Source organism: Micromonospora sp. NBC_00858, assembly GCF_045207365.1.
GTDB lineage: Bacteria > Actinomycetota > Actinomycetes > Mycobacteriales > Micromonosporaceae > Micromonospora.
In genome coordinates, this window is sequence record NZ_CP108828.1 from 3235065 (window position 1) to 3261179 (window position 26115).

Sequence of the window (26115 nt, forward strand, 5' to 3'; positions counted from 1 at the left end):
ATGTCCAACATCGAGGTGAAATCTTACCGCTACCTGCGAACGGCGATGGTCGCTTTGCTGCTGGGCCTAGGAGCAGCTGTCGTGTACCACAGCCTGCAAGCGGGTGCTTTCCTCGCATCCGTTAGTGCCTACTACTACACCCCTGCGCAGGCGATCTTCGTCGGTGCCCTCATCGCCCTCGGAACCTGCATGATCGCTCTGAAAGGGACCAACGAGGTCGAAGACGTATTCCTCAACCTCGGCGGCATGTTTGCGGCCGTGGTCGCGATCGTTCCCACGTCGCGCGGCGCGGACTATAGGACGGCGGTTCGTGCCTGCGAGCAGGCGGACAGTCCGGCGCTCGAAAAGCTGGACTGCCCCACTGTCCGGACGTTGGCCGAGGCCACCAATGCGAACGTCGAGAACAGCACGGTTGCTCTGCTGTTCGTGGGCGCGCTGGCTCTCCTCGCCGCCGTACTCTTCTACTCGTTGAAAGACCGGAGGATGCCTGGGGCAAAGTTCCCTCGGTGGGCATTCGTCGCGACGTTGGTGGTGTACGGGGGCTGCGCCGGTGCCTTCGCGGCGTCCAAGGCATGGTTTATTGATAACGCCCACTACATCGCCGCCGTCGGTCTGCTCGCGTGCATCATCGTCGTGGCGGTGGCCAACGCACTTCGACGCGACCAGGGGCGGCAGGAGACTCTAAACGCCATTCCCGGCGCGCTAGCCCGCTCCAGGGATTTCTACGCATGGTTCGCGCGGATCCTGCTAGGGGCCGCCGGTATAGGCATCTTGCTGTGGCTTGTCGACTGGATCAGCCTGTTCCTGCTCGAGATCGTCGTCGCCGCGTTCTTTGCCGTGTTCTGGATGGTGCAGACCATCGAACGGTGGCGCGACGAGCCCCGGCCCGATGGCGGCGATCCTGGAGAGCTGTCACCCATTAAAGCGCAGCGGTCCAGCCCAGGCAGCGGACGTCCTGACCACGACCAAACTGACCGGACAGTTGGACGGGCTTAGCCTCGATAATTCGCGCCGACGCCGGTTCCGTCCGCCCGGCAGATCTGATCGCTGTTGATGTATGCAGTTCTGGTCCTGGCATCGAGGCGGCGCAGCGCGTCTGCCTGGATCGGCCAGCCAGAGTTTCCCACGAGGAACCACACCTCGGTCATCCGTACGACCGCTGGTTCCTGTTGTTGGCGCGTCATACTGTCTCCGCGCTTATTTCGAAAGACGAGAACGACATCGACATCCAAAGCGATCGAACAACGAGCCGCAAGCCATCCTCGTCCTCAAGCCCGCCGAAGACGCCGCCACCTACGATGAAAATGGCTCAAATGTACGCCGCAAATGCAGCGAAGCCCGTTACCGGCTATTCCGGCAACGGGCTTCCTACCTGCACATTCCTGTCCGTCGCGCAACTGCCGCCCGTGCCCGATGCCGAGGACTCATGATCAGGCCGCGGTCCAGCGGCACCATCTGGCTACAGCCCTTGTTGGCGTCGGTTGTGCCCGGCTTGTACCCGATGATCTCGCCGGTCCATCGTTCGCCGGTCCAGGACCCTTCCGTTCTCCTACCAACCCGTCGGTCGGCACGAACAACCGGGGAAGGAGGTGGCGGCTCCGTCACCGTGGGCGCGGTCTTGGCTCGTCGACCGCCCACTCGACTTCACCCTCCCGCGGTGCAAGCTCCCCACGACGGGTGAGGTAGCGGCATGCAAAGTCGCTCAACAACCAACCGCCTAACCAAGCGACCGCGGCGACGAAGATGAGGTCAAGAAACGCGATCGACGTAAGGCGACCAGCCCCCCAGGCGAGCGCGGCGATTACGCCAGCTGGCCAAGTGATCCATCGGATTGGGACACCTTCGTCCGACCTCATCAAACACCTCCGAATCGGGCGGCCTCGACAGAGGCCTTGAGCGTGGACCAACACGATTAATCGGAATGGGTTATGCCGGAGGCCTGTCTCGTGGCATGTCGCTCGTCGACTTATGGGCTGAGAGTTTTCCAGGAGGCTACCCCTCGCGCCTGACTTGGTAAACCGTGATCGGACCTCACCTCGGCCTTTCGTTAAGGACTGTTCAGGTCCTTGACCGAAAATCAGGAAGGGTCACCACGATGGGCGGACATCCGGGCCCTGCGCTTGCAACCGTTATGCTCCAAATGTTCCGTCGCCGCTGGCCTGACCCACGCGCGGACAAAACGTCAGCCCGTCCTCCACCTGCTGATCACGAGTATGAGCGACTTGGACCGATGCCCAGCTCAGCCACGTAGCCAAGGTGTTGGTAGCCCACAGGCAGGCCTGCATGATGAGGCTCCTGCCGGCCAGCGAACCGGCCCAACCGTCGTCGATAGCCCCGTCGCAGGACCTGCTCCGGCCGCATCCCGCCAGCTCGGGCGTCCACAGAAGCCTATGTCGCACTCTCGCTCACCGCGCGGCCATGCCAGGTTGCCGAGGCGAACGCGGAGCACAAGGAGCTCCTGAACATCTACCAGCGGCGGGACGAACAGGCCGCCGTGCGCCTGACCGTCCAGCACCTGCAGGCCACCCTTGCGGCGATCGAGGAAGCTCACGCGGGACTGAGCCGAACGGCACAGCGCGCTCGGCGGATCCCCGATCAGCGGACTGTAAGCAGGCGCATCTAGAGCCGTCCGCCGGTGAACACCAGGATCTCGCGGACCCGCTTCTTTGCGAGCTCGCAGTAGTCGATGGCGGCCTGCCTTGCGGCGCGTGCGTCGCGCCGCTCGAACGCTTCCATCAGGCGCCCTTGAACCTTCACGAACTTCTGTGAGGTTTCGGGCGTCGACCCGAATGAGCGGGTCATCACGCTCTTGATGCTGAGCCGACCGAACGTCGACGTGAGCAGCGGATTGCGGGCGAGGGACACGAGGTGCTCGTGAAACGCGTAGTTGGCGTCGAGATAGCCGTGAAAGTCCACGAACCGCTCGCCGACGAGCAACGCGGCCATCGTGTCGAAACGGCGACGCAGCTCGGCCACCTCGTCATCGGTCACCCGATGCATCGATAGCGTGATGACGCCGAGTTCGATCGCGAGCCGGGCGTCGAAGGTCTCGTCGGAGGTGCGCACGTCGAGCGGCGCGATCACGTAGCCGCGGTCCGGGTCACGGCGGACCAGCCCATCCGACGACAGCCGGGTCAGCGCGTAGAACGCAGCTGCCTGGTCGACGTCGAGTTGCGTCGCCAGTTCCTCGAGCGGCAACGCGTGGTCGGCGGGGTACACCCGGCTCAGCACGAGCTCGCGCGCGCGTCCGTAGACCTCATCGTCGCGAGCGAACTCGAACCGGCCGAACCCGCCGCGGAAGTACGTCAGCGGCTGCCCCTGGCCGGCGGTCGCGGACACCACCCGCCCCAGAAAGATCGTGTGGGTACCGCCGGCGACCGACTCGACGACCTCGCACTCGATGTGCGCGAGGGCGTCGCTGAGCAGCGGCAGCCCGAGCGCCCCAATGTGGAGGGCGACACCGCGAAACTTGTCACTGCTCGCGATGCCGAACTGCTTGGCGAGCTCGCCCTGGTCCTCGCCGAGCACGTTGACGACGTACCGCCTGGACATCGACACCGCCTGTGCGGTTGGGACGGCGTTGTTGATGCAGGCGAGCATCATCGGCGGGTCGAGCGACAGCGACGTCACGGAACTCGCGGTCATGCCGTGACGCTTGCCGTCCGCCTCGGTCGTGACGACGGTGACCCCGCTGGCGAGGTGACCGACGACGTGCCGGAAGTTGGCCGCATCCACCGACGGGTCCGTGCTGGTGCTGGCGGGCTTCATTCCCCTACCTCCGTCGTCGCTGCCGGGACTGGCTGCGGACGGTGTCACGTCCTTCTTCCCGGTGCTGCTCATTGAACAAAGCGGGCGGATGGCGGGCACTCACGCAAGCCGTGAGATTGCGGGTGCCGGGGTGCCGGGGGCCGTAAGAAGGCTGCTGCTCCGCGTCGTACCCGGCGAGGTATCCGGTGGGACTGACGGATTCCGCCATCGCGGCGGGTGAATTTCACGTTGGGGGACACTCCGCTTTCCCCGGTCCCGAGGCTTGACTTCTAGGGTGATCAACGCAGCCGTCGTGGGCCTCGGATGGTGGGGCCAGAAGATCGTCGCCGACCTGGCCAACAGCGAGCACGTTCGAGTCGTACTGGGCGTGGACGTCGCCAAATCCGCCCGTGAGCGCGGAGCCGAGCACGGCATCCGCGTGGCGACCTCGCTGGACGAGGCCCTCGCGGACGAGGCCGTCGATGCGGTGATCCTTTGCACGCCGCACCGCTTGCACGGGGAACAGATTGTGGCCGCGGCCAGGGCTGACAAGCACGTGTTCTGCGAGAAGCCGCTGACCACCAACGGCCGCGAGGCCCGTGCCGCCATCGCGGCGGTGCAGGCGGCGGGCGTGCAGCTCGGCATCGGCCACGAGCGCCGCTTCGAGCCGGCCGTCCAGCAGCTGCGCGAGATGTGCCGCAGCGGCGAGGTAGGTACCCCGCTGGTGTTCGAGGGCAACTTCAGCCAGGACAAGTTCCTGGACCTGCCGGGCGACAACTGGCGGCTGTCCACCGCCGACGCGCCGGTCGGCCCGCTGTCGGCCACCGGCATCCACATGGTCGACCTGGCGATCGCGGTGTTCGGTCGACCGGTGGAGGTGTGGGCCCGCCTCGGCATCCACGCGACGACGTTCGAAAACGGTGACACTCTCACGATCACCATGGGCTTCGAGAACGGCCGAACTGCGATGATCACGGCCATCCTCACCACGCCGTTCGTCGGCCGGGTGACGGTGCTCGGGTCCAAGGCGTGGGTGGAGATCCGTGATCGCAACCACCCCGAGCTCCCGCGCGGCTGGGATGTCACCACCGTGCACCGGGGAGCGGAGCCGAAGACGGTGTTCTTTCCGCCGCACCCGAGCGTCCGCGAGAACATCGAAGCATTCGCCCGTGCCGCCGCCGGCGAAAAGCCGTACCCGGTGTTGTACGAGGAGATGCTGTACAACGTCGACGCGTTCGAGGCGATCACCCGCTCGGCGCACAGCGGGCTCGTTGAACGGGTGGGTGGTTCGTCGTGACGACCCCAGGCGCATCGTGGTTCGACAGCAGCCGGCTTCCCTAGCGGTCCGCGCCTAACCACTCCAGCGACGAAACGTTTCGCGCGATCACCACCGAGTCGACACGATGACCGAATGCACGATTGGCCCGGACACTCCGGCAGCGAGGTTCCCGCACCAACTCCTGTCGCGTGGCTGACGCTGGGCATGTTGCCCACCGAATGGATCCCTCGGTGGGCCGCGTTCTGGCTCGCAGGGGGATACGACGGGTCAGCCCTCGTCGAGCTCGCCGGACTTCACGGCGACGACCCGCACGAGGTCCGGGCCCTGCTCCCGGCAGTCACGTAGCGGCGGCAGAGCAGCTACGACTGCGGCGAGCGCACGGTGCGAAACCGGCTGCACAAGCCCGCGCTGCTCGGCCACTCCTTTCAGCGGCGGCGAACCCTGCCTGAGGTCGCCGTCCGGCTGGTACGGCTGCTCCTACGTCCCCCTCGCCCAGCCCGAACGCGAGGCGACGGCTTATCCGCACCGACGGTCAGGAGAGAAAGCCCGCCACCACGTCCGCAAAAGGCTTCGGGTTCTCGTATGCCGTGGCGTGCCCGCCCGGGAGCCACGCCACCGTCACCGCTGGAATCGTCGCGGCGAACCATTGGGTCGCTTGCCGGAACGGCGGCGCGTCGTCCTTGCCGCACGCCACGAGCACGGGCGCCGCAACCGATCCCACCAAGGCGGTGGTGTCCGCGATCGCCAACGCCTCACAGGTGCGGGCGTACCCCTCCGGGTCGCTGGCCAGCAGGATCCGGCGCACGCGCTCGACCGCATCGGTCGCGTCCCGGCGGAACGCCTCGGAGAACCACAGCGCCTCCATCGGCTCGACGACGGCCTCGATGCCCTCACGCCGCACCGTGGCCGCCCGGTTTCGCCACATCGCTCGCATGGCGTCGGGGTAGACCGCGACGGTGTCGGCGACGACGAGTCGCTTCACAAGGTCGGGCCGTCGAGCGGCGAGCACCTGGGCGACCAGGCCGCCGAGCGACACCCCTACGAGATGGATCTGGCTATGCCTGGCGATGTCAGCCTCGATCGCATCGGCGAAGTCATCAATTGTCGCGCCCTGCGGCGGCAGCGGGGCGGACCCGTGACCCAGCAGGTCGGGCACAACGACGTCGCCCACGTCGTCGGGCAGCGCTTCGACCACTGGGTTCCAGAACCGGTGGTCGACACCCAGCGGGTGCAGTAGGACCAGTGGGGCCTTCATGCGCGCTCCCGGGCCGGAAGTCGTGGCGCCCGGTCGGGCGGGGGTGTCCGGGCGGTGTTCATCGTCATTGCCAGAGTGGTGTAATAGCCGGCTGTGCCGACCACCTCGACGACCCGCGCCTCGCCCAGTGCCTCGACAGCGGAGGCGTACGTCGCGTCGGAGACCTGGCGCGTGGTGTGCAGTTCGTCGAGCAGGTCGTACACATAACCGACCTCCGGCCGGCCACCCGCCGGCCGCACGCCTCGCGCGACGGCGTCAACGACCTCCTCGGGGAGGCCGGCCTGCAACGCCAGCGGCTGGTGGTAGCCGAACTCGAACTCCTGGTCCCAAGCCCGCGCGACGTAGAGGATCACCAGCTCCACCAGGTCGTCGTCGAGTGCGCTGTCGAACCGCAGGTACTCGCCGACCAGTTGGAGCCGGGTCATCAGTTCGGGGCTGCGCAGCAGTGGCACGAACGGCCCGAAGACCATGCCGCGCGGACCGGCGGCGATCCGTGCGGCGGCCGCGCGCTGCTCATGGGTGAGCTCGGCGTCGGAGGGCAGTGGCAGGCGGTCGCTCACGCCGCGGAACCCAGGGCCGAGTTGACATCGGGCATGACCTTCTGCGCCATCAACTCCATCGAGCGGCGGGCCAGCCTCGGGTCGACCCAGTCCAGTCCGGCGTACACGAGTTCGCCGAACTCGCCGATCTCCTGGCGGAAGGCGAGGATCTGCTCGGTAACCGACTCCGGCGTGCCGGCGATGACCAGCTTGTCGAGAACGTAGTCGAGCGTGATCTCCTCGTCCGGCTGGTCCCGGTGGGTCTTGAACAGCTCGAGGCGGCCGAGTTTCCGCATCTTCTTCAGCATCTGCGAGTAGTAGAACCGGTACGGGCTGTCCTCGTTGTCGCGGCCGTAGGCCTGCGCCACGCTAGGGTCGTCGGCGACGAACACCGTACGAGCCACGCGCCAGTCGGCCGGGTCTGCCACTTCGCCGGCGGCTTGCTTGCCCTGAACATAGTTGGGCCAATGCGTGGCCACCCATTGCGGGAGCAGGAAGTTGGACGACAGCGGGTGGAAGTCCCGTTGGCCCATCGCGATGACGCCTTTGGAGAACGGCGCCACGACGGTGCCGACGATCTCGGGCCGGGGCTGTTGGAGCGGCTTCGGCATGATGCCGACGCCGAAGTCGAGGTCGATGGTGGTCTCGGTGGTGACCTTGAAGCGGTTGTCGGGCAGATCGATTGAGTACGGCGGGTCCAGCTCCCAGATCTTCGTGATCACGTCGATCGCCTCGGCGAAGATCCGGTTGCGGTCCTCGTGCAGGATGCCGAGCGCCTCCGCGTCGGACGTCAGCGCGCCCGGGCTGATGCCGAGGATGAACCGGCCGTTGCTGAGGTGGTCGAACATCGCTGAGTTCGCCGCTACCAGCACCGGGTGCTGCTGTGACAGGTTCGTGGTGCCGGTCGCCAGCCGAATGTGCTGCGTGTCGGAGATCAGCGTTGCCAGGAACAGCAGACTGTTGGTGATGTTCTCGTGCTGGTCGGTGAGGTGCTCTCCGATGAACGCGTCGTGGAAGCCCAGCGAGTCCGCCAGGATGACCGCCTCGCGGTCCTCCCGGAGGGTTTCGGCCCACGTCCGGCCGAGTGGGTGCAGCGGCATCGAGAAGTAACCCAGTCTCACGGCGTGCTCTCGCTTCCTGTGCGTCGCCCCGCGGTCTGTTCCGCGTATCGGCAGTCTCGTTCGCGATCCGTGTCTGGGCAGTGGCGCGGCCTGTGAATCCGCAGGCGGTGAATGACGCAAGTCGTCAGTGCCGGTGCGGTGGCCAGCGCTCCACCACAGCTGTCATGCGGCTGTCGATGACGTGCAGGCGGCCGGCTTCGGTGATCAGCCCGCGCACCGAGGGAGCCGGCAGGCGGCGTCGGTTCAGCGGCCGCCCGAAACGTCGAGCACGGTGCCGGTGATGTACGACGCCGATGTTGAGAGCAGCCACACGACGGCCTCTGCGACCTCGACGGCCGTGCCCGGCCGTCCCATCGGCTGCGCGGGGCCGAGCCGCGGCACGCGCCCCGGATCCCCACCACTCGCGTGAATCTCGGTGTCGATGATGCCGGGGCGCACGGCGTTCACCCGCACCCCGTGGCGGGCCACCTCCAGCGCGAGTCCCCGGGTCATCGTGTCGACGGCGGCCTTGCTGGCGGCGTAGTCGACGTACTCCAGGGGCGAGCCGAGCTGCGCGGCGCGCGACGACAGGTTGACGATCGCGCCACCCTTGCCGCCGGTCTGGGTGGACATACGGCGGACCGCGGCACGGCAGCACGCGGCCGCGCCGAAGACGTTGACGGAGAAGACCCGGCGCCAGCGAGCCATGTCGATTTCGACCATCGATCGTTGCTGTTCGAGGACTCCGGCGTTGTTGACCAGTGCGGCCAGCGGACCCAGCGCGTCGGCGACGGTGAACAGTCGCTCGACGTCGGCCTCGTCCGCGACGTCGCAGCGCACGGTGCGCACCTCGACGCCCCGCTCGCCCAGCTGTTCGGCCAGCTCGGCCGCCTCGGCGTCGCGCGACCGGTAGCCAAGCACCAGGTCGTGGCCGCGGTCGGCGAGGAGTTCGGCGGTGGCGGCCCCGATGCCACGCGTTCCGCCCGTGACGACGGCAACCGGGCGGCTCACCGCGCCCCCCACGGCTGGGGTACGGCGTGGGCGAGCGCCGCGATGTCGTCGCCGCCGTGGCCTGCCGCGGAGGCGGTCGCGAGCAGCTCGAGCGTGACGGCGGTGAGGGGCGCGGCGTCGCCGGCCGCGGCGAGGATGAACCGGGCGTCCTTGATCCCGCTGTCGACTGCGAAGGAGAGCGGGTAGTCGCCTGCCGCCATCAGGGTGCCCTTGGCCGCGACGAACGGCGACTCCATCGGGCCGCCGTGGATCGCGTCCAGGAACGCTGTCGGGGCGAGGCCGAGTGCGCCCGCCACCGCCATCGACTCGGCGATGGCCGCCGTCACGTTGAGCACGAACGCGTTGGCCGCGAGCTTGAGCCGCGAGGCCGTGCCGGCCTCGCCGAGCCAGACGGTCCGGGAGCCGATGGCGTCGAGCACTGGGGTGACCACGGCCCGCGTGTCGGCGGGCCCGGACGCCAGCACGACGAGGGTTCCCTGCTCGGCGGGATGTTTGGTGCCGAGGACTGGCGCGTCGACGTACCGCAACCCGAGCTCGGCCGCCACGTCGGCCAGGCGCGTGGCGCCGTCGACGCCGACGGTGCTGGTCTGCAGCAGCACCGCGCCCTGCGCGAACGCTCCGTCCGCGTCGCGGAGCACCTCCTCGACGGTGTCGGCGTCCCACAGCATCGTCAGCACGACGTCGGCGTCGCGGACAGCGTCGGCGACCGTCGGGGCCACGCGGGCGCCGGCCTTGGCCAGCGGGGCCGCCCGCTCGGGCGTGCGGTTCCAGACGTTGAGCGGCAGCCCGGCCGCGGCGAGGTTGCGCGCCATCCTGGCGCCCATCACCCCGGTGCCGAGCACGGAGACGCGGGGACCGTTGACCTGACCGGAACTCGTGTATACCTTCACGCCATGATGTATACCAAGCGAATGGCGCCGTGACCACGGCCCACATCCGGCCGACGGTGGCGCTCCCCTCTGGACCATTGGCGACCGGGCTACGCATCGGCGGCCGGGTCGTCGAGGGGCGGGGCCCTCGGCTCGATGTCGTCAATCCCGCGACGGGCGGCGTGCTCGCGGTCGCTGACAGTGCCGACCAGGCCGACGTCGAGGAGGCCGTCCGGGTCGCGCAAGCGGCCTTCGACTCCGGCGTGTGGAGCCGGATGCCAATCCACGAGCGGTCGCGGATCCTGCACCGGTTCGCTGACGGGATCGCGGCGCGGATGAGCGACCTCTACCAGCTGGAGACCGCCAACAACGGCCGGCCACTGACCGAGACGAAGGCGCAGATCACCCGGCTGCCGGAGTGGTACCGCTACAACGCCTCGCTGCTGCTCGCGGACCGCGACGCGGTGGTCCCGATGCCCGGGCCCTACCACTCGTACACCAGCCGGCTGCCCCTCGGCGTGGTCACGATCCTGGCGTCGTTCAACCACCCGATGATGATCGCGTCGAAGGCTCTCGCGCCCGCGCTGGCGACCGGCAACTCGGTGGTGCTGAAGCCGTCCGAGCAGACCCCCCTGACCGCGATGTTGCTGGCCGACATCGCCCACGAGGCCGGCATTCCCGACGGCGTACTCAACGTCGTCAACGGCCTCGGCCCGGTCGTGGGCGCCGCTCTCACCGAGCACCCGTTGGTGAAGAAGGTGGTGTTCACCGGCGGCACCGAGCCTGGCCGGTCGATCGCGCTCGCGGCGGCGAGGCGCTTCGCCAAGACCACACTCGAGCTCGGCGGCAAGTCACCGGTCATCATCTTCGGTGACACCCCCGTCGACGTGGCCGCGCGCGGCGCCGCGTTCGGCGGCTTCATCGGGGCCGGCCAGACCTGCATCGCGGGTAGCCGGCTGCTGGTGCACCGCAGCATCCACGACGGGTTCCTCGACGCGCTGACCGCGGTCGCCGAGGGAATTCGCATCGGCAACCCCAGCGACGAGTCCACACAGCTCGGCCCGGTGATCTCCGCCCGAGCCAGGGACCGGATCCTCGGCCGCATCGCCGAGGGCGTGCGGTCCGGCGCCCGCGTCGTCACGGGTGGCGCCGCCGCGACCGTGCCCGGGCTGGAGGACGGCTTCTTCGTGCAGCCGACCGTGCTGGCCAATGTCACCAACGACATGACCGTGGCCCGCGAGGAGATCTTCGGGCCCGTCGTCGTGGTGATCCCCTTCGACGAGGAGGACGAGGCCGTCGCGATCGCCAACGACTCGCCGTACGCCCTCGGCTCCGCGATATGGACCCGTGACATCGCCCGCGCCCACCGCGTGGCGTCCCGGCTCGAGGCCGGGATGGTCTGGATCAACGACCACCACCGCCTGGACCCGTCCTCCCCGTGGGGTGGTCTCAAGGAGAGCGGAATCGGCCGCGAGGGCGGCTGGGAGTCGTTCCACGACTTCACGCAGGTGCGTGCGGTGACCGTCCGGACGGCGACCGACGACGTTGACTGGTACGGCGGCAAAGCGACCGGAAGGCTGAACTGATGAGCGACCTGACCATCCACCCGGTCGAGAACGGCGTGATCCTGGCCGAGCTGTCCCGGCCCCCGGAGAACCTGTTCAGCATCGAGCTGTGCGGACAGCTGGCGGCCGTGCTCGACGACCCGCCGGAGGGCGCTCACGTGCTGCGCCTGCGGGCAACCGGTGACGTGTTCTGCCTTGGCCGCGACCGTGGCGGCTCGACTCCGGCCGAGGTGCGGGCGGAGGCCGAGGCGCTCGCCGGGCTCACCCGCTCGGCGCAGCGGACGAGGCTGGTGACCGTCGCCGAGGTGCAGGGCGACGCGGCCGGGTTCGGTGTCGGCCTGGTGGCGGCCTTCGACGTGTCGGTCGCGGTGCGGGACGCGGCCTTCCGGTTCCCCGAAGTCGGCATCGGCCTCGCGCCGGCCCTGGTCCTCGCCTGGCTGCCTCGCGTGGTCGGCCGCCGGAAGGCGTTCTGGCTCACCGCGACGGGAGAGCCACTGGCCGCCGAACAGGCGGCGGAGCTCGGCCTGCTCAACGAGGTGGTCGACACGCGTGACGCCCTGACCAAGCGGGTCGACGACATGGTTGCGCAGCTGCGCGCCCGCAGCCCGCGGGTGCACGGCGACATCAAGGACATGCTCCGGGTGTTCGGCGATGTTGGCGACGAGCGCGCTCTCGACGTGAGCATCGACCGGCTCGTGGTCGGGTCGCTACGCCGTGGCGAGGGCTGACGTGGCGGCATGACGGGTTCAACCGGCGTACGGCAGACTGCTCGGGTGTCCACCGAGTCGGCCGCCGCGCGAGTGGCGGGTAGCCTGCGCGAGCGTGTGTCCAGCGGGCAGCTCCTGCCGGGGACCGCGCTGTCGCAGGCAGGCCTGGCCGAGGAGTACGGCGTCAGCCGTATCCCGGTCCGCGACGCCCTCCAGCAGCTCGCCAGCGAAGGGCTCGTCGAGCTACGCGGCGCGACCGCGGTGGTGACCCCGCTGTCCATCGACGACCTGCAGGAACTCTACGAGCTGCGTGAGGCGGTCGAACCCGTCGCCACCCGGCTCGCCGTCCCGCGGGTGGGCCGGGCCGGCATCACGCGGATGACCCATCTGCTCGCGGTGATGGATGACCCGGCCATCGGTCCGGGCACCTGGGTGGAGACCAACGCGGCTTTCCACGCGGAGGTCTACACGCTGGCCGGACGGCCGCGCATGATCGCGATGGTCGAGCAGCTGCGGCGGCTCGCCGACCGCTACATCTATTTCCATCTCGACGTGGTCGGCCAGGCCGGGCACCTGCAGGAGGAGCACCGGCAGATCCTCGACGCGGTGAAGGCGCAGGAAGCGCGGGCTGCCGCCGAGCTCACCCGCGCCCACCTCGCGTCGTCACACGCCGTCGTGCTCGACTACCTGCTCACCCAGGAGCGGGACGGGGCTTAGCGCGCCACCATCCCCGCGGACAGGTCGATGTCGGCCGCGCAGAGGCCGGGCATGTGCAGCATCGCGACGACGGCCGCGGCCACCTCGTCCTCGGTGAGCATCCGGTGCAGCGCTGCCCGCGACACGAACGCCTCCTCGGCCTCCTCGTACGTCGTCCCGGTGCGCTCGGCCTCCAGGTTGAAGTTGCGGGTCATCCGCGGCCCCTGGACCGGACCCGGCGACAGGCAGTTCACCGAGACGCCCGCCGGTCCCACTTCGTACGCGAGCGTCGCGGTCAGCCCGATCACCGCCATTTTGGAGGCGGTGTACGGCGTGCGGCGGGTCAGCGGGCGCTTGCCGCTCACCGACGCGAGGTTGATCACGTCGCCGACGCCCCGCTCGACCATCGCCGGGAGGAACGCCCGGCACATCAGGTAGATGCCGCGGACGTTGGTCGCGAAGACGTCGTCCCACTCGTCGGGCTTGATGTCGACCAGCGGCGCGACGGGGCCAGGGACGCCGGCGTTGTTGACCAGGATCCCCACCGTCTCGTCGGCCACCTCCTCGGCGAGCGCGGCAACGCTCGCCGGGTCGGACACGTCGGCCGCCGTGACCCGGATGCTCCCGGACATCGCCTTGGCCTCGGCCGCCACGGCATCGAGCCGCTCCCGGTTGCGCCCGACCGCGACCACGCGGGCGCCGCGGGCCGCGAGAGCGAGCGTGATCGCACGGCCAAGCCCGCTGCCGGCACCGGTCACGACGGCGGTACGGCCCGCCACCCGGTCGCCCGGGAAGGCGGGCCCGTCGACGGTGGTCACGCCGGACCATCGAGCAGGGCGACCGCGCGGGTCGGGCCGCCGTGGGCGCCGAGCACCTTGAGCGGGAAGCCGACGAACGTGAACCGCTTGCCGATCAGCTGGTCGAGGTTGGTGAGGTTCTCGTAGTGGGTGATGTGGTGGCGGCGGCACATCATGTGGCACGGGTAGGACTTGCTGGTCGGGTTGTCGGGTGTCGGGCTGTCCACGCCGAACGTCTTCACCCCGTGCTCGACGATCCATTCGCTGCCGGTCTCCCCGAGGCCGGGGAATTCGGTGAGGTACTGCGGCTGCCCGGCGTACCGGCCGTGCGTCCCGGTGTGCAGCAGCAGGATGTCGCCGCGCTCGACGGTCACGTCGACGGCGTCCTGCGCCGCGTCGAGATGCTCGGCGGTGATGTCCTGGCCGGCGCCGACGTGCGAGACGTCGAGGCAGACCGCCGGCCCGTAGAACAGGTCGAGCGACATCTGGTCGATTGTCTGGGCCGACGGGTCGGGGTCGAGATGGGAGAACGAGTCGACGTGGGTCGGGCCGTTGTCGTTGAAGATGATGCCCTTGGTCTGGAACGAGAAGCCGCCCACGAAGCGCAGCGCCGTCTCTTCGTGCAACGCGTGGTCGAACACCACGGTCTTGAGGTGGCCGGGATAGACCTGCATGCCCTGGTAGATGTCCTGTGACAGGTCGACGAGCTGCACGTCGACACTCCCTTCCGTCGGGCCGGCCCCGCTGACCGGGGTGGCTGGGTGTCGGAACTCTAGGGCGGCCGCGCGCGGCGCGGACGCTTCAATCGGAGTAGGTTTACGGTCATGAACGCACCGATCGGTGAAGCGGTCCGACGCCCCGGTTCGGCAGCCAGGACACCGCCCCGGCCGGGGGCCACCGCGTCGCCGTTCGACATCGCGGACCGGATCGCCGAGGTGGTGGGCGGGCCGGTCATCCTGGAGGACCCGTCGTTCCGAGTGCTCGGCTACTCCGCTTTCGTCGGCCCGATGGACCGTGGCCGCGCCGAGGCGATCCTCGGCCGCAGGATCCCGGGTGTGTGGCTCGAGCATCTGACCCGGACCGGAAGCCTCGACCGGCTCCGCGGCACCGCGGACGTCGTCGACCTGTCCGACGGCCCGTGGAAGGCGCACCGCCGGCTGATCACGGCGTTCCGGGCTGGAGACCGCCTGCTGGGGTTTGCCTGGGTCGCGGAGGGCGAGCGGCCGCTCGGCGATGGGGCGGCCCGCGCCTTCCGCCGCGCCGTCGACGAGGAGACGCCCGCCCTGCTGCGGCACCTTGAGCGGCTCGACGCCGAGGAGGCGCACCGGTCGCGGCTCGCCTCCGCGCTGCTCGACGGACTGCCCGGGGCACCTGCCGCCGCCGACCGGCTCGGCTTCGACCGGGACGGCCGCTTCGTGGTCCTGTCCGTCGCCGGTCCGGCACAGGCGCGGGCACGGACGCAGGACGGGGAGGCCGGAAGGACGCGCCTGCTGGAGCACCTGCGTCTCTGTCTTGACTCGTTCCACCGCCGCTGGGTGGTGACCCCCCGCGGCGACGGCGGGCTCGCCCTGGTGGCCCTGCGGGCCGAAGAGTCCGAGAAGATGGCCGCGCGGCTCGGCCAGGAGGTGTTGAGGCTCGCTGGCGACGGCCCGCTGCGCACCATGCGGGTCGCGGCGAGCTCGGTCGGCGCCGGCCTCGCCGTCCTGCCGAGGCTGCGTGCCGAGGCGACCGCCGCGACAGTCGTGGCAGGCGACGACGGGTCGTTCGTCGCGTACGCGGACGTCGATGCCGAGGTGCTCGTCGCGGACGTGGTTGCCGCGCTGCCGGCGGGTGTCCGGCTGTCGGGGATCGATCGGCTGCGCGCGGCCGACCGCGGCACCGGGCCAGAAGGCGGCGAGCTGGAGCGCACTCTGCGCGCGTTCCTCGCAGCGTGCGGCAGCGCCTCGGCGACGGCCCGTGAGCTCGGCGTGCACGTCACCACCGTCCGGCACCGGCTCGACCGGATAGCCGCGATTTCGGGGCTCCGGCTCGACCGCCCCGAGGTCCGCATCGCCTGCGACCTTGTGCTGCGCCGCCCCTGAGCCTGGGACACCTGTCGCCCAGCAGTCCGGCGGCCCGGCACTGACGTTTGCTGACACCCCTGTTCACACCGGCTCGCAATAGGGTGGCCGGATGACGACAGCCCAGACGGACGTGACGACGGTCGGCGTGGTCGGCCTCGGGATCATGGGGTCGGCGATGTCCGGCCACCTGCTGACCGCCGGCTTCGACGTGACCGGCACCGACCTGGCCCGGCCCGCGGTCGACGAACTGGTCGCCCGCGGCGGCCGCCCGGCCCGCGACCTCGCCGCCCTCGCGCGCGAGTCGGCGGTCGTGGTCACCTCGCTTCCGTCCGCCGCGGCGGCGCTGGAGGTGTGCCGGGGCCTCGCCGCCGCAGAGCCGGCCGACCTCGTCGTCGTCGAGACGTCGACGCTGTCGCTGGCCGTGAAGCAGGAGTGCCGCGAGCTGCTCGCCGCGGTCGGCGTACCGCTGCTCGACTGCCCGCTCAGCGGTACCGGCGCGCAGGCCCGCGACCGCGACCTGGTGGTGCTCGGCAGCGGCGACGAGGCGGCGTTCGAGAAAGCCCGTCCGGTGATGGCAGCGTTCGCGCGGTCAGTACGGTTCGTCGGGCCCTTCGGCCACGGCATCACGATGAAGCTGGTCGCCAACCTGCTGGTGTCGATCCACAACGCGTCGACGGCGGAGGCGTTCGCGCTCGGCGTGGCCGCGGGCCTCGACCCGGCCGTCCTCTACGAGACAGTCCGCGAGGGGGCGGGCGGGTCGGTCATCTTCGACAAGCGCGGGTCGCTCATGGTCGAGCGTGCCTACCGGCCGGCGACCGCGCGGGTGTCGATGTTCGTCAAGGACGTTTCATTGGTGCAGGAGCTGGCCGCGTCGGTCGGCGTCGCCACGCCGGTGCTCGACGCGACACTGCCGCTGTACACGAAGGCGGTGGACGCCGGGTGGGCCGATGCCGACGCGGCCGCGCTGCTGGAGGTCGTCGAGGCGGAGGTGCGGGGTTGAGCGGGATGACCTTGGCGCAGGCGGAGGCGGTTGCCGCCGGGACGCTGCGACACGCCCGCGCGGCCGGGGCGGCGCCGCTCGCGGTGGCGGTGCTCGACCCGGGCGGCCATGTGGTCGTGGTGAAGCGCGAGGACGGCGCGGGCATCCTGCGCGTCGAGATCGCGACCGCCAAGGCCTTCGGCGCGCTCGGTATGGGCATGTCGTCGCGGGAGATCGCCCAGCGGGCGGAGCGGCAGCCGACGTTCTTCGCCTCGCTCGCCGCAGTGACCGGCGGTCGGCTGGCGCCCGCGGCGGGAGGTGTTCTGGTACGCGACGCCGACGGCTCCCTGCTGGGAGCCGTCGGCGCGAGTGGCGACGTCTCGGACGTGGACGAGGCGTGCGTGCTGGCCGGGATCGCGGCCGCCGGTTTGGTCTGACGGCGCGCGCCCCGGTCGGCGGATCAGTCGGTGAGCTTCAGCAACCGCGCTGCCGTCCGACCGCGGATGGCCTCCCGGTCGTCGTCGCTGAGCCCGCGGGTCCCGTCGATCTGGCCGAGCGGGTCGTAGTGGCCCATGTCGAACGGATAGTCGGTGCCGATGACGACGTGATCGGCGCCCATCTGCTCGACCAGGAACTCCAGGTGCGGCGCGTCGAACACCAGGCAGTCGACGTAGATCTGCTTGAGGTAGGTGCTCGGCGGTCGTGAGATGTGGTGCCGGCCTTCGGGCCGCAACTCGTAGGCGTGGTCCATTCGGGAGGAGTAGAACGGCAGGTAACCGCCGCCGTGCACGGCGACCAGCTTGAGGTTGGGGTGTTCCTCGAGGACCCCGCCATGGATGATTCGGGTCAGCGCGAGCGTGGTGTCGAGCGGGTTGCCGATGACGTTGGTCAGGTAGTACTTCCGGAACCGTTCGCCGCCCGTGAACCCGTTGGGGTGCAGCATCACGACGACGTCGAGCTCCTCCGCCTTGGCGAAGAACGGCCGGAACCGGCGGTCGTCGAGATCCATTCCCATGACGTTGGTGTTGATCTCGACGCCCCGGAAGTCGAACTCCGTGACGCACCGCTCGAGTTCCTCGACCGCCGATCGCACGTCCTGCATCGGTACGGTGGCCAACCCGACGAACCGATCGGGGTGGTCGCCGACGATCTTGGCGAGGTTCTCGTTCTGCATCCGGGCGAGCTCACGGGCAAGCTCCGGGTCGGCCCAGTAGAAGTAGCCGGCCGGGGCCACCGAGATGGCCTGGACGTCGATGCCCATCCGGTCCATGTCGGCGATCCGTGTCTGCGGGTCGGTTGCCTGCGGCATGATCTCGCGGACGTGCTCGAGCTGGTAGGCGTTGGTCTCGTCGCCGCCGTAGTAGCTGAACGGCTCCATCTCCGGCGCCATCAGCCCCTCCACGAGCGGCTGGCAGTCGGGCAGGATGACGTGGGCGTGGATGTCGACGGTTCGGTGGGATCCGCTGGGCATGGATGACCTTCTGTTCGTTGGGACGTGGGGCGAAAGCGGACTCAGCCGACGGGCGTGGGCGCCCAGGGCAGCTGCGCGCCGGCGTACTTCGCGGCCCGGACGTCGCCGGAGCGGGCGTGACCCTCGAAGAGCTCCACGCGTGCGGCGCGGCCGCACAGCTCGCCGAGCCGGGCGCTGGCGGCGGGATCGGTAACCTCCTGGTACGTCACCGTGCGCAGGTACTTCCCGACCCACAGCCCGCCGGTGTAGCGGGCGGCACCGCGGGTGGGCAGCACGTGGTTGGTGCCGATCACCTTGTCGCCATATGACACGCAGGTGCCTTCGCCGAGGAAGAGCGCGCCGTAGTGCCGCATCTTGTCCAGCGCCTCGCGCGGGTTGCGGGTGAGGATTTGCACGTGCTCGCTGGCGTAGGTGTCGGCGAGCGCGTACGCCGCGTCGAGGTTTTCGACGACGTGCACCTCCCCGTGGTCGCGCCACGCGGGGCCGGCCATGTCGTTGGTCGACATGCCCGGAAGGATCTCGTCGACGTGGACCATGACCGCTCGGGCGAGTGCCTCTGAGGTGGTGATGAGCACCGCCGGGGAGTCCGGCCCGTGCTCGGCCTGGCTGAGCAGGTCGACGGCCACCACGAACGGATCGGCGGCATCGTCGGCCACGACGAGGATCTCGGTCGGTCCGGCGAACAGGTCGATGCCGACCTCACCGAACAGCTGCCGCTTCGCCTCGGCGACGTACGCGTTGCCCGGTCCGGCGATCAGGTCGACCTTGCCGATCGACTCGGTGCCGATGGCCATCGCGGCGACCGCTTGGACACCGCCGAGCAGGAAGATCTCGTCCGCGCCGGCCATGTGTAGGGCGGCCACGGTCGCCGCTGGGATCTTTCCGCGCAGCGGCGGGGTGCAGGCAGTGACCCGCTCGACCCCGGCGACCTTTGCTGTCACGACGGTCATGTGCGCCGAGGCGGTCAGCGGGTAGCGGCCCCCGGGCACGTAGGCACCGGCCGCGACGATCGGCAGGTGCTTCTGGCCCAGGAACACGCCCGGCTGGGTCTCCACCTCCAGGTCCTGCAGGGTGTCGCGCTGGCGTTGGGCGAAGTCGCGGACGTTGGCCTGCACGGTTCGGATGTCGTCGACGACCTCGGACGTCAGTGACGCGACGAGCTCCTCGATCTGCTCCGGCCCGAGCCTGAACGACTCGGGCGACCAGTTGTCGAACTTCTCGGAGTAGCGGCGTACGGCCTCGTCGCCGTTCGCGCGAACGTCCTTGATCACCTCACGGACGACGGCGGAGACGTCGTCGTTGCCGTGGGCGGCGGGCACGCCGCCGGTGGGGGACTTCAGGTGGGTGCTCATGGTGCTCCTGTACTGGGCGGGTGCGGTCAGGCCACGGGCTCGGCAGTGGGGCTCATTTCCTTCATGGCCTCGAGACGCGCGAGCACCTCGGCCTGGAGGGTGGCCACCGTGGGGTCGGTCTGCCGGCGCGGGCGGGGCAGATCGATGGTGATGTCCTCGTAGATCCGGCCGCCGGGCTGGAGCACGATGATCCGGTCGGACAGCTCGACGGCCTCGACGACGTCGTGGGTCACGAAGACCACAGTCTTCTTCGACTGGGCCCAGATGTCCTGTAGCTGCGCGCGAAGCCCTCGGGCGGTGATCGCGTCGAGATGGCTGAACGGTTCGTCCATCAGCAGCAGGTCGGGCTCGACCGCGAAGGCACGGGCGATGCCGACGCGCTGCTGCATGCCGCCGGACAGCTGACCGGGATAGAAGTTGGCGTTCTTCGCCAGGCCCACCATCTCGAGGTACCGCTTGGCCCTGGCCACGGTGGCCTCGCTCCGGTCATCCTGGACGTACATCATGTTCCGCATGACGCTGCGCCAGGGAAGCAGCCGCGGGTCCTGGAAGACGTAGCCCATACGGGCCGGGCCGCCATCGTCACTGGTCAGGCTGATCTCGCCGGAGGTGTGCTCCTCCACGCCCGAGATGATGTTGAGCAGCGTGCTCTTGCCGCAGCCCGAGGGCCCGACGATCGACACGAATGTCTGGCCGCTCACCTCGAAGGAGATGTCGTCAAGGACCCGGCTCGCCCGGGGAGTGCCCAGGTTGAAGGTCTTGGCGAGGTTCTTGACGGTCAGGACTGCCACGAGAGCTCCCTAGGGCTGGGGGTGTGCAGGATGAGGGCGGACGGGATCATCAGCCATCCCGCCAGCGGAAGGCGCGCTTGATCGCGCGGTCGAGCACGAGCCGGTCGAGCAGCACGATGAAGCCGACGAACAGCACGACCCAGGCGGCGAACCCGCCGAACCGGTTGGCGTCGTACCAGAAGCGGGCCCGGTAACCGACACCCCCGCCGCCGCCGAACCATTCGGCGAGCAGGACGCCGTTCCATCCGATGATGATCGCGAAGCGCACGCCGGCCGCGATGTACCCGGTGACGGCTGGGAGGACGAGGTCGCGGATGCGGCGGGTGACCGGCACGTTGTACGTCGACGACATATCGCGCAGGTCGCGGGAGACGCCCCGCACGCCCTGGGCGACGTTGACGACCACGAACGGCACCGAGGTCAGAAACGTCGTGATGATCGGGCTCATGTCGCCGAAGCCGAACCACATCACCGTGAGAAACGACCAGATGATCGCCGGGATCGACAGGCCGACCAGGACCGGGCTCTCGAAGAACGCCCGGGACAGCGAGGAGAGGCCCATCAGCACACCGATCGCGATGCCCACGACGGTCGCGAGCAGCAACCCGACGCCGAAGCGGTAGAGCGTCGAGCCGAAGTTGCCGAAGACCTCGCCGCGGGAGAACTCCTCGCCGAGTCGCTGCACCACCTCGACCGGGCCCGGGACGCGGCCGAAGAGCAGCGACATCAGGACCCAGAACAGGAAGAAGGACAGCAGCGCGGCGACCCGGGCGGCCCCGTCGGAGGTGAGCCGCTTGCGCCAGGCCGGCGTGCTCTGCTCGATCTCGCTGGTCGAGCGGCGCCGGTTGGCGGTGGCCTGGAACGTGGTGCTCATAAGGCGGAACTCCTTTCCTCCGGACGCCATGCGAGGAGCCGTGCCTCGGCCTTGAACAGGACCAGGCGCTCAATGAGGAGCATGAACACGATGAACAGGGACGTCCACGCGAGCACGGCAGCGATGTCGTAGAGCTGGTACTCGGTGCGGATCTGGAAGCCGACACCGTTGCGGCCTCCGAACACCTCGGTCAGCGCCTCGACCTTCCAGGCCACTGCGAAGCACATCCGGATCGCGGCGAACACGAACGGCACGATCGTCGGGAGCAGCACCTCCCGGCGGATCTGGTGCGGGGCCCGCCCGAAGGCCTCGCTCATGGTGACCAGGGACTTGTCGACGCCCCGGATGCCCTCGGCGACGTTGAGCGCGACGTAGGGCGCGGACACGAGCGCGACCGCGAGGATCGGCCCGAAGTTCGACAGGCCGAACACGATCAGCGACATGACCGCGTAGACGATCGCGGGGATCGTGCCAGCGATGGTCACGCCACCGTGGAAGAACGCCCGCCAGTAGTTGTACCGGCCCATCAGATAGCCGACCGGCGCCCCGATGGCGGCGGCGACCCCGAAACCGGCGAAGGTCTTCAGCACGCTCGCCGAGAAGTCGGTGACGAAGTTGCCGTTCTCGACGATCTCGACCGCCGCTTGGAAGACCTCGTGCGGGCGGGGCAGCAGCCGGGATCCGTACCACCAAGAGCCGAACTCCCATAGCAGGAACATCGCGATCCAGCCCAGGACGAGCAGGCCGGTGCGCCGCCAGCGCCGCAGCCGGCCGATCCTGCGGGCGCTCGCCTCGCGGTCGTCGGGGTCCGCGGGGGGCGCGGCCGAAGCCGCGCCCACCAGCTGATCCGTCATCATCTCTCCTTCACTCGGCCCTACCGGGCCCACTCACCCGGCCACACCGGGCCTGCTGGATGCGTCGGGACTCGAGGTTCAGGACTTCGGGATGATGGTGAAGTCGGGGGCCGGCGTGTTCTTGTCGACGAAGCCGGTCTCCTTCATCAATTCGAACAGCTTGGTCTCGCTGTCGACCCACGCCTGGTCGAGGTAGGTCGTGTCGACGAACCAGTCGTACTTGTTGGCCAGCCAGTCCTGGATGAACGCCTTCTCCTCGGGCGTCTCGGCGGCGAAGTCCTCGGGGTAGGCCTTGACGATCGCGTCGCGGTTCTTGGCCCACTCCTGCACGCCGCGGTCCCAGATCTTGACCAGGAAGGCCGCCTCCTCGGGGTTCTTCTCGACCCAGGCCTTACGAGCGACGAAGACATTGTTCTGCGGGTGGGTGACGTTCTGCGGGTCGGAAGAGAACTTCTCGGCGTAGATCTGCGAGACCGACTTGGAGTCGTAGAGCGGCTTGATCGCGCCGCTGGACAGCTGCGGAATCGAGAAGTCGGGCAGCAGCAGACCGGCGTCGGCGTCACCACGCTCGATGAGGCCGGCGGCGTTCTGCGGGTCGGTCACGACGAGCTCGAAGTCGCCGCCCCCGGCGCGCAGGTCGAGGTTGCAGAACTTGCGGGCGTAGACGCCCCACATGATCGTGATCGAGACGGCGCTGTGCGTCACGATCTTCTTGCCCTTGAGGTCGCAGATGGTCTGGGCGCTGCTCTTTGCCGACACGGCCAGGATGCTTCTGTCCGAATTGAACTTGCCGAAGATTGTTGTTTTCTCGCCGGTCTGCTTTTCCAGGTCGGGTACCTCGTACGACGCGGCTGAGACGACGTCCGCGTGACCGCCGGCGTACACCCCGTACTCGTCCCAAGAGGACGAGGTGAGGACCTGGATCCCCGCCTCCTCCTCCATCTGCTGCTTGATGCCTTGGCTCTCCATCCACTTCCAGACCGGGTCGGGAGCCATCACCATGTTGACGACGCCGCCGGCGTCCTTTGCCTCGCCGCCCTTGGCGGCGCCTGGGCGCGATCCACAGCCGGAGACCAGCAGGGCAATGACACCGGCGGCGGCCACCAGGCGCGAGCGGTGGGGACGGAAGATGCGTGCAGTGCTCATATCGTGCCTCTCAGAGTCGTTCGACCGGTCCGAGGGTGCGATCAGGGGCGACGCGCTACGACGGGCCCGGTGGTGGTTGGGGGTGGGGGTGAAGCGGTGGGGGGTGAAGTGGTGGGGATGGAGTGGTGGGGATGTGGCGCCTGAGACTGCCGTGACTAATCTTGCAAGTCAAGCATTTCTCGGAAACTTATGCATGCTCCTGTTCTCGACCAAGCGCTCGACGGCCGCCGGGTTCGCGCCTGCGTAGCCGATATTTCCGGACTCAGACGGGGTGCTAGGAAGTTGACAGCCAACGAGATGATCGTCTATCTTCGTCGTGCATAGATTATGCATTTCTGCCCGCATCGAGGGCCGACGCCTGGACACGAGAAGGAAGTGAGACGGGTTGTGAGCGTGAATCCGGGCACGACGGGCGATGGTCCGGGACGACGGCGCCGCGCGCGCCCTGCGACGAACAGCTCGACCGTGGCGCAGGCCGCCGGCGTTTCCCAGTCGACGGTCTCGCGCGCCCTGCGGGGCGACCCCCGGGTGCGGGAGGACACCCGCCGCCTCATCGAGGAAACCGCCGAGCGGCTGGGTTACCGCCCATCTTGGGTGGCTCCCCCGACGCCACAGCGCACACGCACCATCGGCGTTGTCGTCTCCGACCTGACCAACCCGTTCTTCCCGACGCTGCTCACGCCGGTGCACGACGAGCTGCAGATCATGGGCTACCGGGTCGTGCTGTTTGCCGAGCGCACCGACATCCCGACCGGGCAGGAGGCCCTGGTCAACCTGCTCAACCGGTCGATCGACGGCGTCCTGGTCACGACGGCCACCCTCGACTCGCGGCTCGGCCAGGCCCTCGCCGGGCGGGACCTGCCGGTCGTGCTTCTCAACCGGTACGTCGACGGGATGGACGTCGACCGCGTCATTGCGGACAACTACCAGGGCGGACGCGCCGCCGCTCGCCATCTGCTGGACTTCGGCCACCGCACCATCGGCGTCATCCGTGGCCCCGCCAACACCTCGACGAGCAGGGACAGGCACGCCGGCATCGTCGACGCCGGGGTCGCACTCGACGAGCGTCTCGTCCGCGAAGGACCGTACTCGCACCAGTGCGGCTACCAGAACGCCCGAGAGCTGCTCCGGCTGGCCACTCCCCCGACCGCGCTGATCTGCGGCAACGACGTGATCGCGTTCGGCGCCATCGACGCCGCGAAGTCGCTTGGCCTGGACGTGCCGGGCGACGTTTCGGTGCTCGGCTTCGACGACGTTCCGATGGCAGCCTGGGAGGTGTTCCAGCTGACCACGGTCCGCCAGCCCCTGTCGGAGATGGCACGGACGGCCGCCCGACTGCTCGTGGAGCGCATCGAGCACGGCGGCGACATCGGCGCCGGGCGCGAGCGTCTGTTCGCCACCAGCCTCGTGCAGCGGTCGACCACCCAGCGGGTGGCCCGCTGACACCCGGTGCCCACAGGGCCCGGCCGTCGCTGGTGACATGGCATGTCCTCCTCGAGAGGGGGCGGTAGGTTCGGCACCGCCCCACGCGCCACAGCCTCGCCGCGTCACGCGACGCGCCACCATGTGGGGCCACCCATTTCTGAGGCGACAGTGTGGTGAGCGACACATCGGCACGGATCCGCGGCCGGCGGCACCGTGGCCTCATGACCTCCGCCTCGCTCCACCAGGTGACTACGCCCACACCAGCCCCACGACCGCGTCCAGACGCCGACGTGCGCCTGCCGACGTGGGCACGCGAGGCCTCCGACGGCGTGGATCTGGTGGCCCTGGCGGACCGGGTCGTCGAGGCGGACCTCGCGGCGGCGTTCGACACGTTGCGCGACAACGACGAGTTCGTGTCCCGGCTACGGGCCAGCGTGGTCGAGAACCTCCGCCACCTCCGCCAGGTCATCGCCGGGCGGATCCACCTCACTGAGGTGACGCTCGCCGAGCCGTTCGCCCTGGCCCGCCTGCAGGCCCGGCTCAGGTTGCCGCAGACGGCGCTGCAGCGGTCCTACCGTGTGGGCTTCCTGACCATGTGGCACGAGTGGAGCGACCGGCTGGTCGAGCGGGCCGACCGCAACGACGTCCCGCGCGCAGAGAGTCTCGAGGCACTACGCGGCATGACTGCGCTGCTGCTCGGCTACCAGCACCAGGTGGCATCGCAGGTCGCGGACAGCTTCGCCCGGGCCGACGAGGCGCTGAGCCGCTCGCGCGAGCACGTACGCAACGGCCTCGTCCAGCATCTGCTACGCGAGGACTCCACGCCACTCCCACCGTCGGACCTGGTTCTGCTCGACTATCCCCTCGACGCCAGCCACATCACCGTGTTGCTGCCGGCGATGCCCGAAGGCGCTGCGCGCCAGATCCTCAACGCGCTGCGCGAGGCGTGCCACACCCGCGACACCCTCGTCCATCCGGTCGACCTCACCAACACGGTGGTGTGGCTAGCACACCCCCGGCCACCGGGATGGCGCGCCGCGAGGATCGCCAACCTGACCGACTGCCTCCGCGGCCTCGGCGTCGAAGCGTCGGTCAGCGACCCGCACGTCGGCGTACAGGGCGTGCGGGCCGGCTGGCTCCAGGTGCGGGACGTGCAACGGGTGCGCGCGGCGTGGGGTGCGGCGGGCAGCCCCAGGGTGCTGGGCCACCCCGACGTTAGCCTCGAGATCCTGTTGATGGCCGACTCGGTCAAGGCCCGTGCGTTCGTCCACGCCGAACTCGGACAGCTAGGTGCCGACGACGACCTGGCCGCGCGGCTGCGCGAGACCGTCGAGGCGTCCCAACGGTGGGGCAGTCATGTGACCACCGCCGCGCACCTCCACCTGCATGAGCACACCGTGCGCAACCGGCTGCAGAAGGCCGCAGAGCTGCTGGGCCGCCCGCTGACGGAGCGACGGACCGAGCTCCAGGTCGCGCTGAGGCTCGCGCGGCTGCTGACCGAGAACAACAGTCGGGCCGACAGCCCGATACTGCCGCCGCCGGTCAGTCCCGGCACGCCGGGATGACGCCCGGCGTGAGTACACCGCTCGGTCGGA

24 protein-coding genes are annotated in these 26115 nt (G+C 69.3%); 10 read left to right on the forward strand and 14 right to left on the reverse strand.

All coding sequences use genetic code 11. From position 1 onward, the window contains the following. Window positions 1-996, forward strand: coding sequence for a hypothetical protein (locus OG990_RS15125; protein WP_406081068.1), 996 nt, complete (start codon window positions 1-3; stop codon window positions 994-996). A gap of 1623 nt (window positions 997-2619) precedes the next feature. On the opposite strand, the gene OG990_RS15130 is transcribed toward OG990_RS15125, so the two are convergent. Continuing rightward, on the reverse strand, window positions 2620-3768 hold the full coding sequence (locus tag OG990_RS15130) for a flavin reductase (RefSeq protein WP_406081070.1): 1149 nt from the start codon (window positions 3766-3768) through the stop codon (window positions 2620-2622). Between the two features lie 274 nt (window positions 3769-4042). Between OG990_RS15130 and OG990_RS15135 the strand changes: the two genes are divergently transcribed. Further along, window positions 4043-5044, forward strand: coding sequence for a Gfo/Idh/MocA family protein (locus OG990_RS15135; protein ID WP_406081071.1), 1002 nt, complete (start codon window positions 4043-4045; stop codon window positions 5042-5044). A 514-nt stretch (window positions 5045-5558) separates the two neighbouring features. Here OG990_RS15135 and OG990_RS15140 read toward each other — a convergent pair. The 5 genes from OG990_RS15140 to OG990_RS15160 form a co-directional block, all read right to left on the reverse strand. Next, entirely contained in the window at window positions 5559-6281 is a 723-nt protein-coding gene (locus OG990_RS15140) for an alpha/beta fold hydrolase (protein WP_406081072.1), read from the reverse strand. Next, window positions 6278-6841: a carboxymuconolactone decarboxylase family protein gene (locus OG990_RS15145; protein WP_406081073.1), complete on the reverse strand. Its 564-nt coding sequence runs from the start codon at window positions 6839-6841 to the stop codon at window positions 6278-6280. The genes OG990_RS15140 and OG990_RS15145 overlap by 4 nt, the downstream gene beginning before the upstream one ends. Further along, the gene (locus tag OG990_RS15150) at window positions 6838-7941 is read right to left on the reverse strand and encodes an LLM class flavin-dependent oxidoreductase (RefSeq protein WP_328415432.1); all 1104 of its coding nucleotides are present in this window, start codon (window positions 7939-7941) and stop codon (window positions 6838-6840) included. Before OG990_RS15150 ends, OG990_RS15145 begins: the two co-directional genes overlap by 4 nt. A 243-nt stretch (window positions 7942-8184) precedes the next feature. Then, complete coding sequence (locus tag OG990_RS15155; RefSeq protein WP_406081074.1) at window positions 8185-8931, reverse strand: SDR family oxidoreductase; 747 nt, start codon at window positions 8929-8931, stop codon at window positions 8185-8187. After that, a complete protein-coding gene (locus OG990_RS15160) occupies window positions 8928-9821 on the reverse strand; it encodes an NAD(P)-dependent oxidoreductase (protein ID WP_406081076.1) in 894 nt (297 codons plus the stop codon). Before OG990_RS15160 ends, OG990_RS15155 begins: the two co-directional genes overlap by 4 nt. Window positions 9822-9850: 29 nt before the next feature. Between OG990_RS15160 and OG990_RS15165 the strand changes: the two genes are divergently transcribed. From OG990_RS15165 to OG990_RS15175, 3 genes are read left to right on the forward strand one after another with little or no spacing between them, the layout of a single operon-like run. Then, window positions 9851-11386 carry an aldehyde dehydrogenase gene (locus tag OG990_RS15165; RefSeq protein ID WP_406081077.1) on the forward strand — a complete coding sequence of 512 codons (1536 nt, stop codon included), beginning with the start codon at window positions 9851-9853 and terminating at the stop codon, window positions 11384-11386. Beyond that, window positions 11386-12093 (forward strand): enoyl-CoA hydratase/isomerase family protein, encoded by a 708-nt coding sequence (locus OG990_RS15170; protein WP_355611955.1) that lies wholly within the window; start codon window positions 11386-11388, stop codon window positions 12091-12093. The genes OG990_RS15165 and OG990_RS15170 overlap by 1 nt, the downstream gene beginning before the upstream one ends. Window positions 12094-12138: 45 nt before the next feature. Beyond that, the gene (locus OG990_RS15175) at window positions 12139-12789 is read left to right on the forward strand and encodes a GntR family transcriptional regulator (RefSeq protein ID WP_328415421.1); all 651 of its coding nucleotides are present in this window, start codon (window positions 12139-12141) and stop codon (window positions 12787-12789) included. Here OG990_RS15175 and OG990_RS15180 read toward each other — a convergent pair. Both OG990_RS15180 and OG990_RS15185 read right to left on the reverse strand, forming a co-directional pair. Beyond that, window positions 12786-13586, reverse strand: coding sequence for an SDR family NAD(P)-dependent oxidoreductase (locus OG990_RS15180; protein WP_406081079.1), 801 nt, complete (start codon window positions 13584-13586; stop codon window positions 12786-12788). The two genes, OG990_RS15175 and OG990_RS15180, sit on opposite strands and share 4 nt — an antisense overlap. After that, entirely contained in the window at window positions 13583-14278 is a 696-nt protein-coding gene (locus OG990_RS15185) for a cyclase family protein (RefSeq protein ID WP_406081081.1), read from the reverse strand. The genes OG990_RS15180 and OG990_RS15185 overlap by 4 nt, the downstream gene beginning before the upstream one ends. A gap of 111 nt (window positions 14279-14389) precedes the next feature. On the opposite strand from OG990_RS15185, the gene OG990_RS15190 reads away from it, so the two are divergent. From OG990_RS15190 to OG990_RS15200, 3 genes are all read left to right on the forward strand, one after another. Beyond that, window positions 14390-15646 carry a PucR family transcriptional regulator gene (locus OG990_RS15190; protein ID WP_406081082.1) on the forward strand — a complete coding sequence of 419 codons (1257 nt, stop codon included), beginning with the start codon at window positions 14390-14392 and terminating at the stop codon, window positions 15644-15646. Between the two features lie 91 nt (window positions 15647-15737). Further along, window positions 15738-16628: an NAD(P)-dependent oxidoreductase gene (locus OG990_RS15195; RefSeq protein WP_386990027.1), complete on the forward strand. Its 891-nt coding sequence runs from the start codon at window positions 15738-15740 to the stop codon at window positions 16626-16628. Between the two features lie 5 nt (window positions 16629-16633). Next, entirely contained in the window at window positions 16634-17044 is a 411-nt protein-coding gene (locus OG990_RS15200; protein WP_328426562.1) for a heme-binding protein, read from the forward strand. 23 nt (window positions 17045-17067) lie between these two features. Here OG990_RS15200 and OG990_RS15205 read toward each other — a convergent pair whose 3' ends face one another. The 6 genes from OG990_RS15205 to OG990_RS15230 form a co-directional block, all read right to left on the reverse strand. Further along, on the reverse strand, window positions 17068-18078 hold the full coding sequence (locus OG990_RS15205; protein WP_386990029.1) for an amidohydrolase family protein: 1011 nt from the start codon (window positions 18076-18078) through the stop codon (window positions 17068-17070). 41 nt (window positions 18079-18119) lie between these two features. After that, window positions 18120-19430: a histidinol dehydrogenase gene (gene hisD / locus OG990_RS15210; protein ID WP_355611940.1), complete on the reverse strand. Its 1311-nt coding sequence runs from the start codon at window positions 19428-19430 to the stop codon at window positions 18120-18122. A gap of 26 nt (window positions 19431-19456) precedes the next feature. Then, window positions 19457-20221 carry an ABC transporter ATP-binding protein gene (locus OG990_RS15215; protein WP_328415409.1) on the reverse strand — a complete coding sequence of 255 codons (765 nt, stop codon included), beginning with the start codon at window positions 20219-20221 and terminating at the stop codon, window positions 19457-19459. 49 nt (window positions 20222-20270) lie between these two features. Then, window positions 20271-21095: an ABC transporter permease gene (locus OG990_RS15220; protein ID WP_386990034.1), complete on the reverse strand. Its 825-nt coding sequence runs from the start codon at window positions 21093-21095 to the stop codon at window positions 20271-20273. Next, a complete protein-coding gene (locus OG990_RS15225; protein ID WP_406081085.1) occupies window positions 21092-21949 on the reverse strand; it encodes an ABC transporter permease in 858 nt (285 codons plus the stop codon). The genes OG990_RS15220 and OG990_RS15225 overlap by 4 nt, the downstream gene beginning before the upstream one ends. 78 nt (window positions 21950-22027) lie before the next feature. Next, complete coding sequence (locus OG990_RS15230) at window positions 22028-23095, reverse strand: hypothetical protein (protein WP_355611931.1); 1068 nt, start codon at window positions 23093-23095, stop codon at window positions 22028-22030. A gap of 465 nt (window positions 23096-23560) precedes the next feature. Here OG990_RS15230 and OG990_RS15235 point away from each other — a divergent pair, with 465 nt between their 5' ends. Both OG990_RS15235 and OG990_RS15240 read left to right on the forward strand, forming a co-directional pair. Beyond that, window positions 23561-24538, forward strand: a complete 978-nt coding sequence (locus OG990_RS15235; RefSeq protein WP_328415401.1) for a LacI family DNA-binding transcriptional regulator — start codon at window positions 23561-23563, stop codon at window positions 24536-24538. A gap of 272 nt (window positions 24539-24810) precedes the next feature. Further along, window positions 24811-26085, forward strand: a complete 1275-nt coding sequence (locus tag OG990_RS15240) for a helix-turn-helix domain-containing protein (RefSeq protein WP_355611927.1) — start codon at window positions 24811-24813, stop codon at window positions 26083-26085. Window positions 26086-26115: the final 30 nt, after the last annotated feature.

Coding starts and splice junctions, on each gene's coding strand:
- OG990_RS15195 (WP_386990027.1), top strand. CDS start 15,738: ATGACGACAGCCCAGACGGACGTGACGACGGTCGGCGTGGTCGGCCTC.
- OG990_RS15130 (WP_406081070.1), bottom strand. CDS start 3,768: ATGAAGCCCGCCAGCACCAGCACGGACCCGTCGGTGGATGCGGCCAAC.
- OG990_RS15230 (WP_355611931.1), bottom strand. CDS start 23,095: ATGAGCACTGCACGCATCTTCCGTCCCCACCGCTCGCGCCTGGTGGCC.
- OG990_RS15140 (WP_406081072.1), bottom strand. CDS start 6,281: ATGAAGGCCCCACTGGTCCTACTGCACCCGCTGGGTGTCGACCACCGG.
- OG990_RS15125 (WP_406081068.1), top strand. CDS start 1: ATGTCCAACATCGAGGTGAAATCTTACCGCTACCTGCGAACGGCGATG.
- hisD (WP_355611940.1), bottom strand. CDS start 19,430: ATGAGCACCCACCTGAAGTCCCCCACCGGCGGCGTGCCCGCCGCCCAC.
- OG990_RS15220 (WP_386990034.1), bottom strand. CDS start 21,095: ATGAGCACCACGTTCCAGGCCACCGCCAACCGGCGCCGCTCGACCAGC.
- OG990_RS15170 (WP_355611955.1), top strand. CDS start 11,386: ATGAGCGACCTGACCATCCACCCGGTCGAGAACGGCGTGATCCTGGCC.
- OG990_RS15200 (WP_328426562.1), top strand. CDS start 16,634: ATGACCTTGGCGCAGGCGGAGGCGGTTGCCGCCGGGACGCTGCGACAC.
- OG990_RS15225 (WP_406081085.1), bottom strand. CDS start 21,949: ATGACGGATCAGCTGGTGGGCGCGGCTTCGGCCGCGCCCCCCGCGGAC.
- OG990_RS15205 (WP_386990029.1), bottom strand. CDS start 18,078: ATGCCCAGCGGATCCCACCGAACCGTCGACATCCACGCCCACGTCATC.
- OG990_RS15190 (WP_406081082.1), top strand. CDS start 14,390: ATGAACGCACCGATCGGTGAAGCGGTCCGACGCCCCGGTTCGGCAGCC.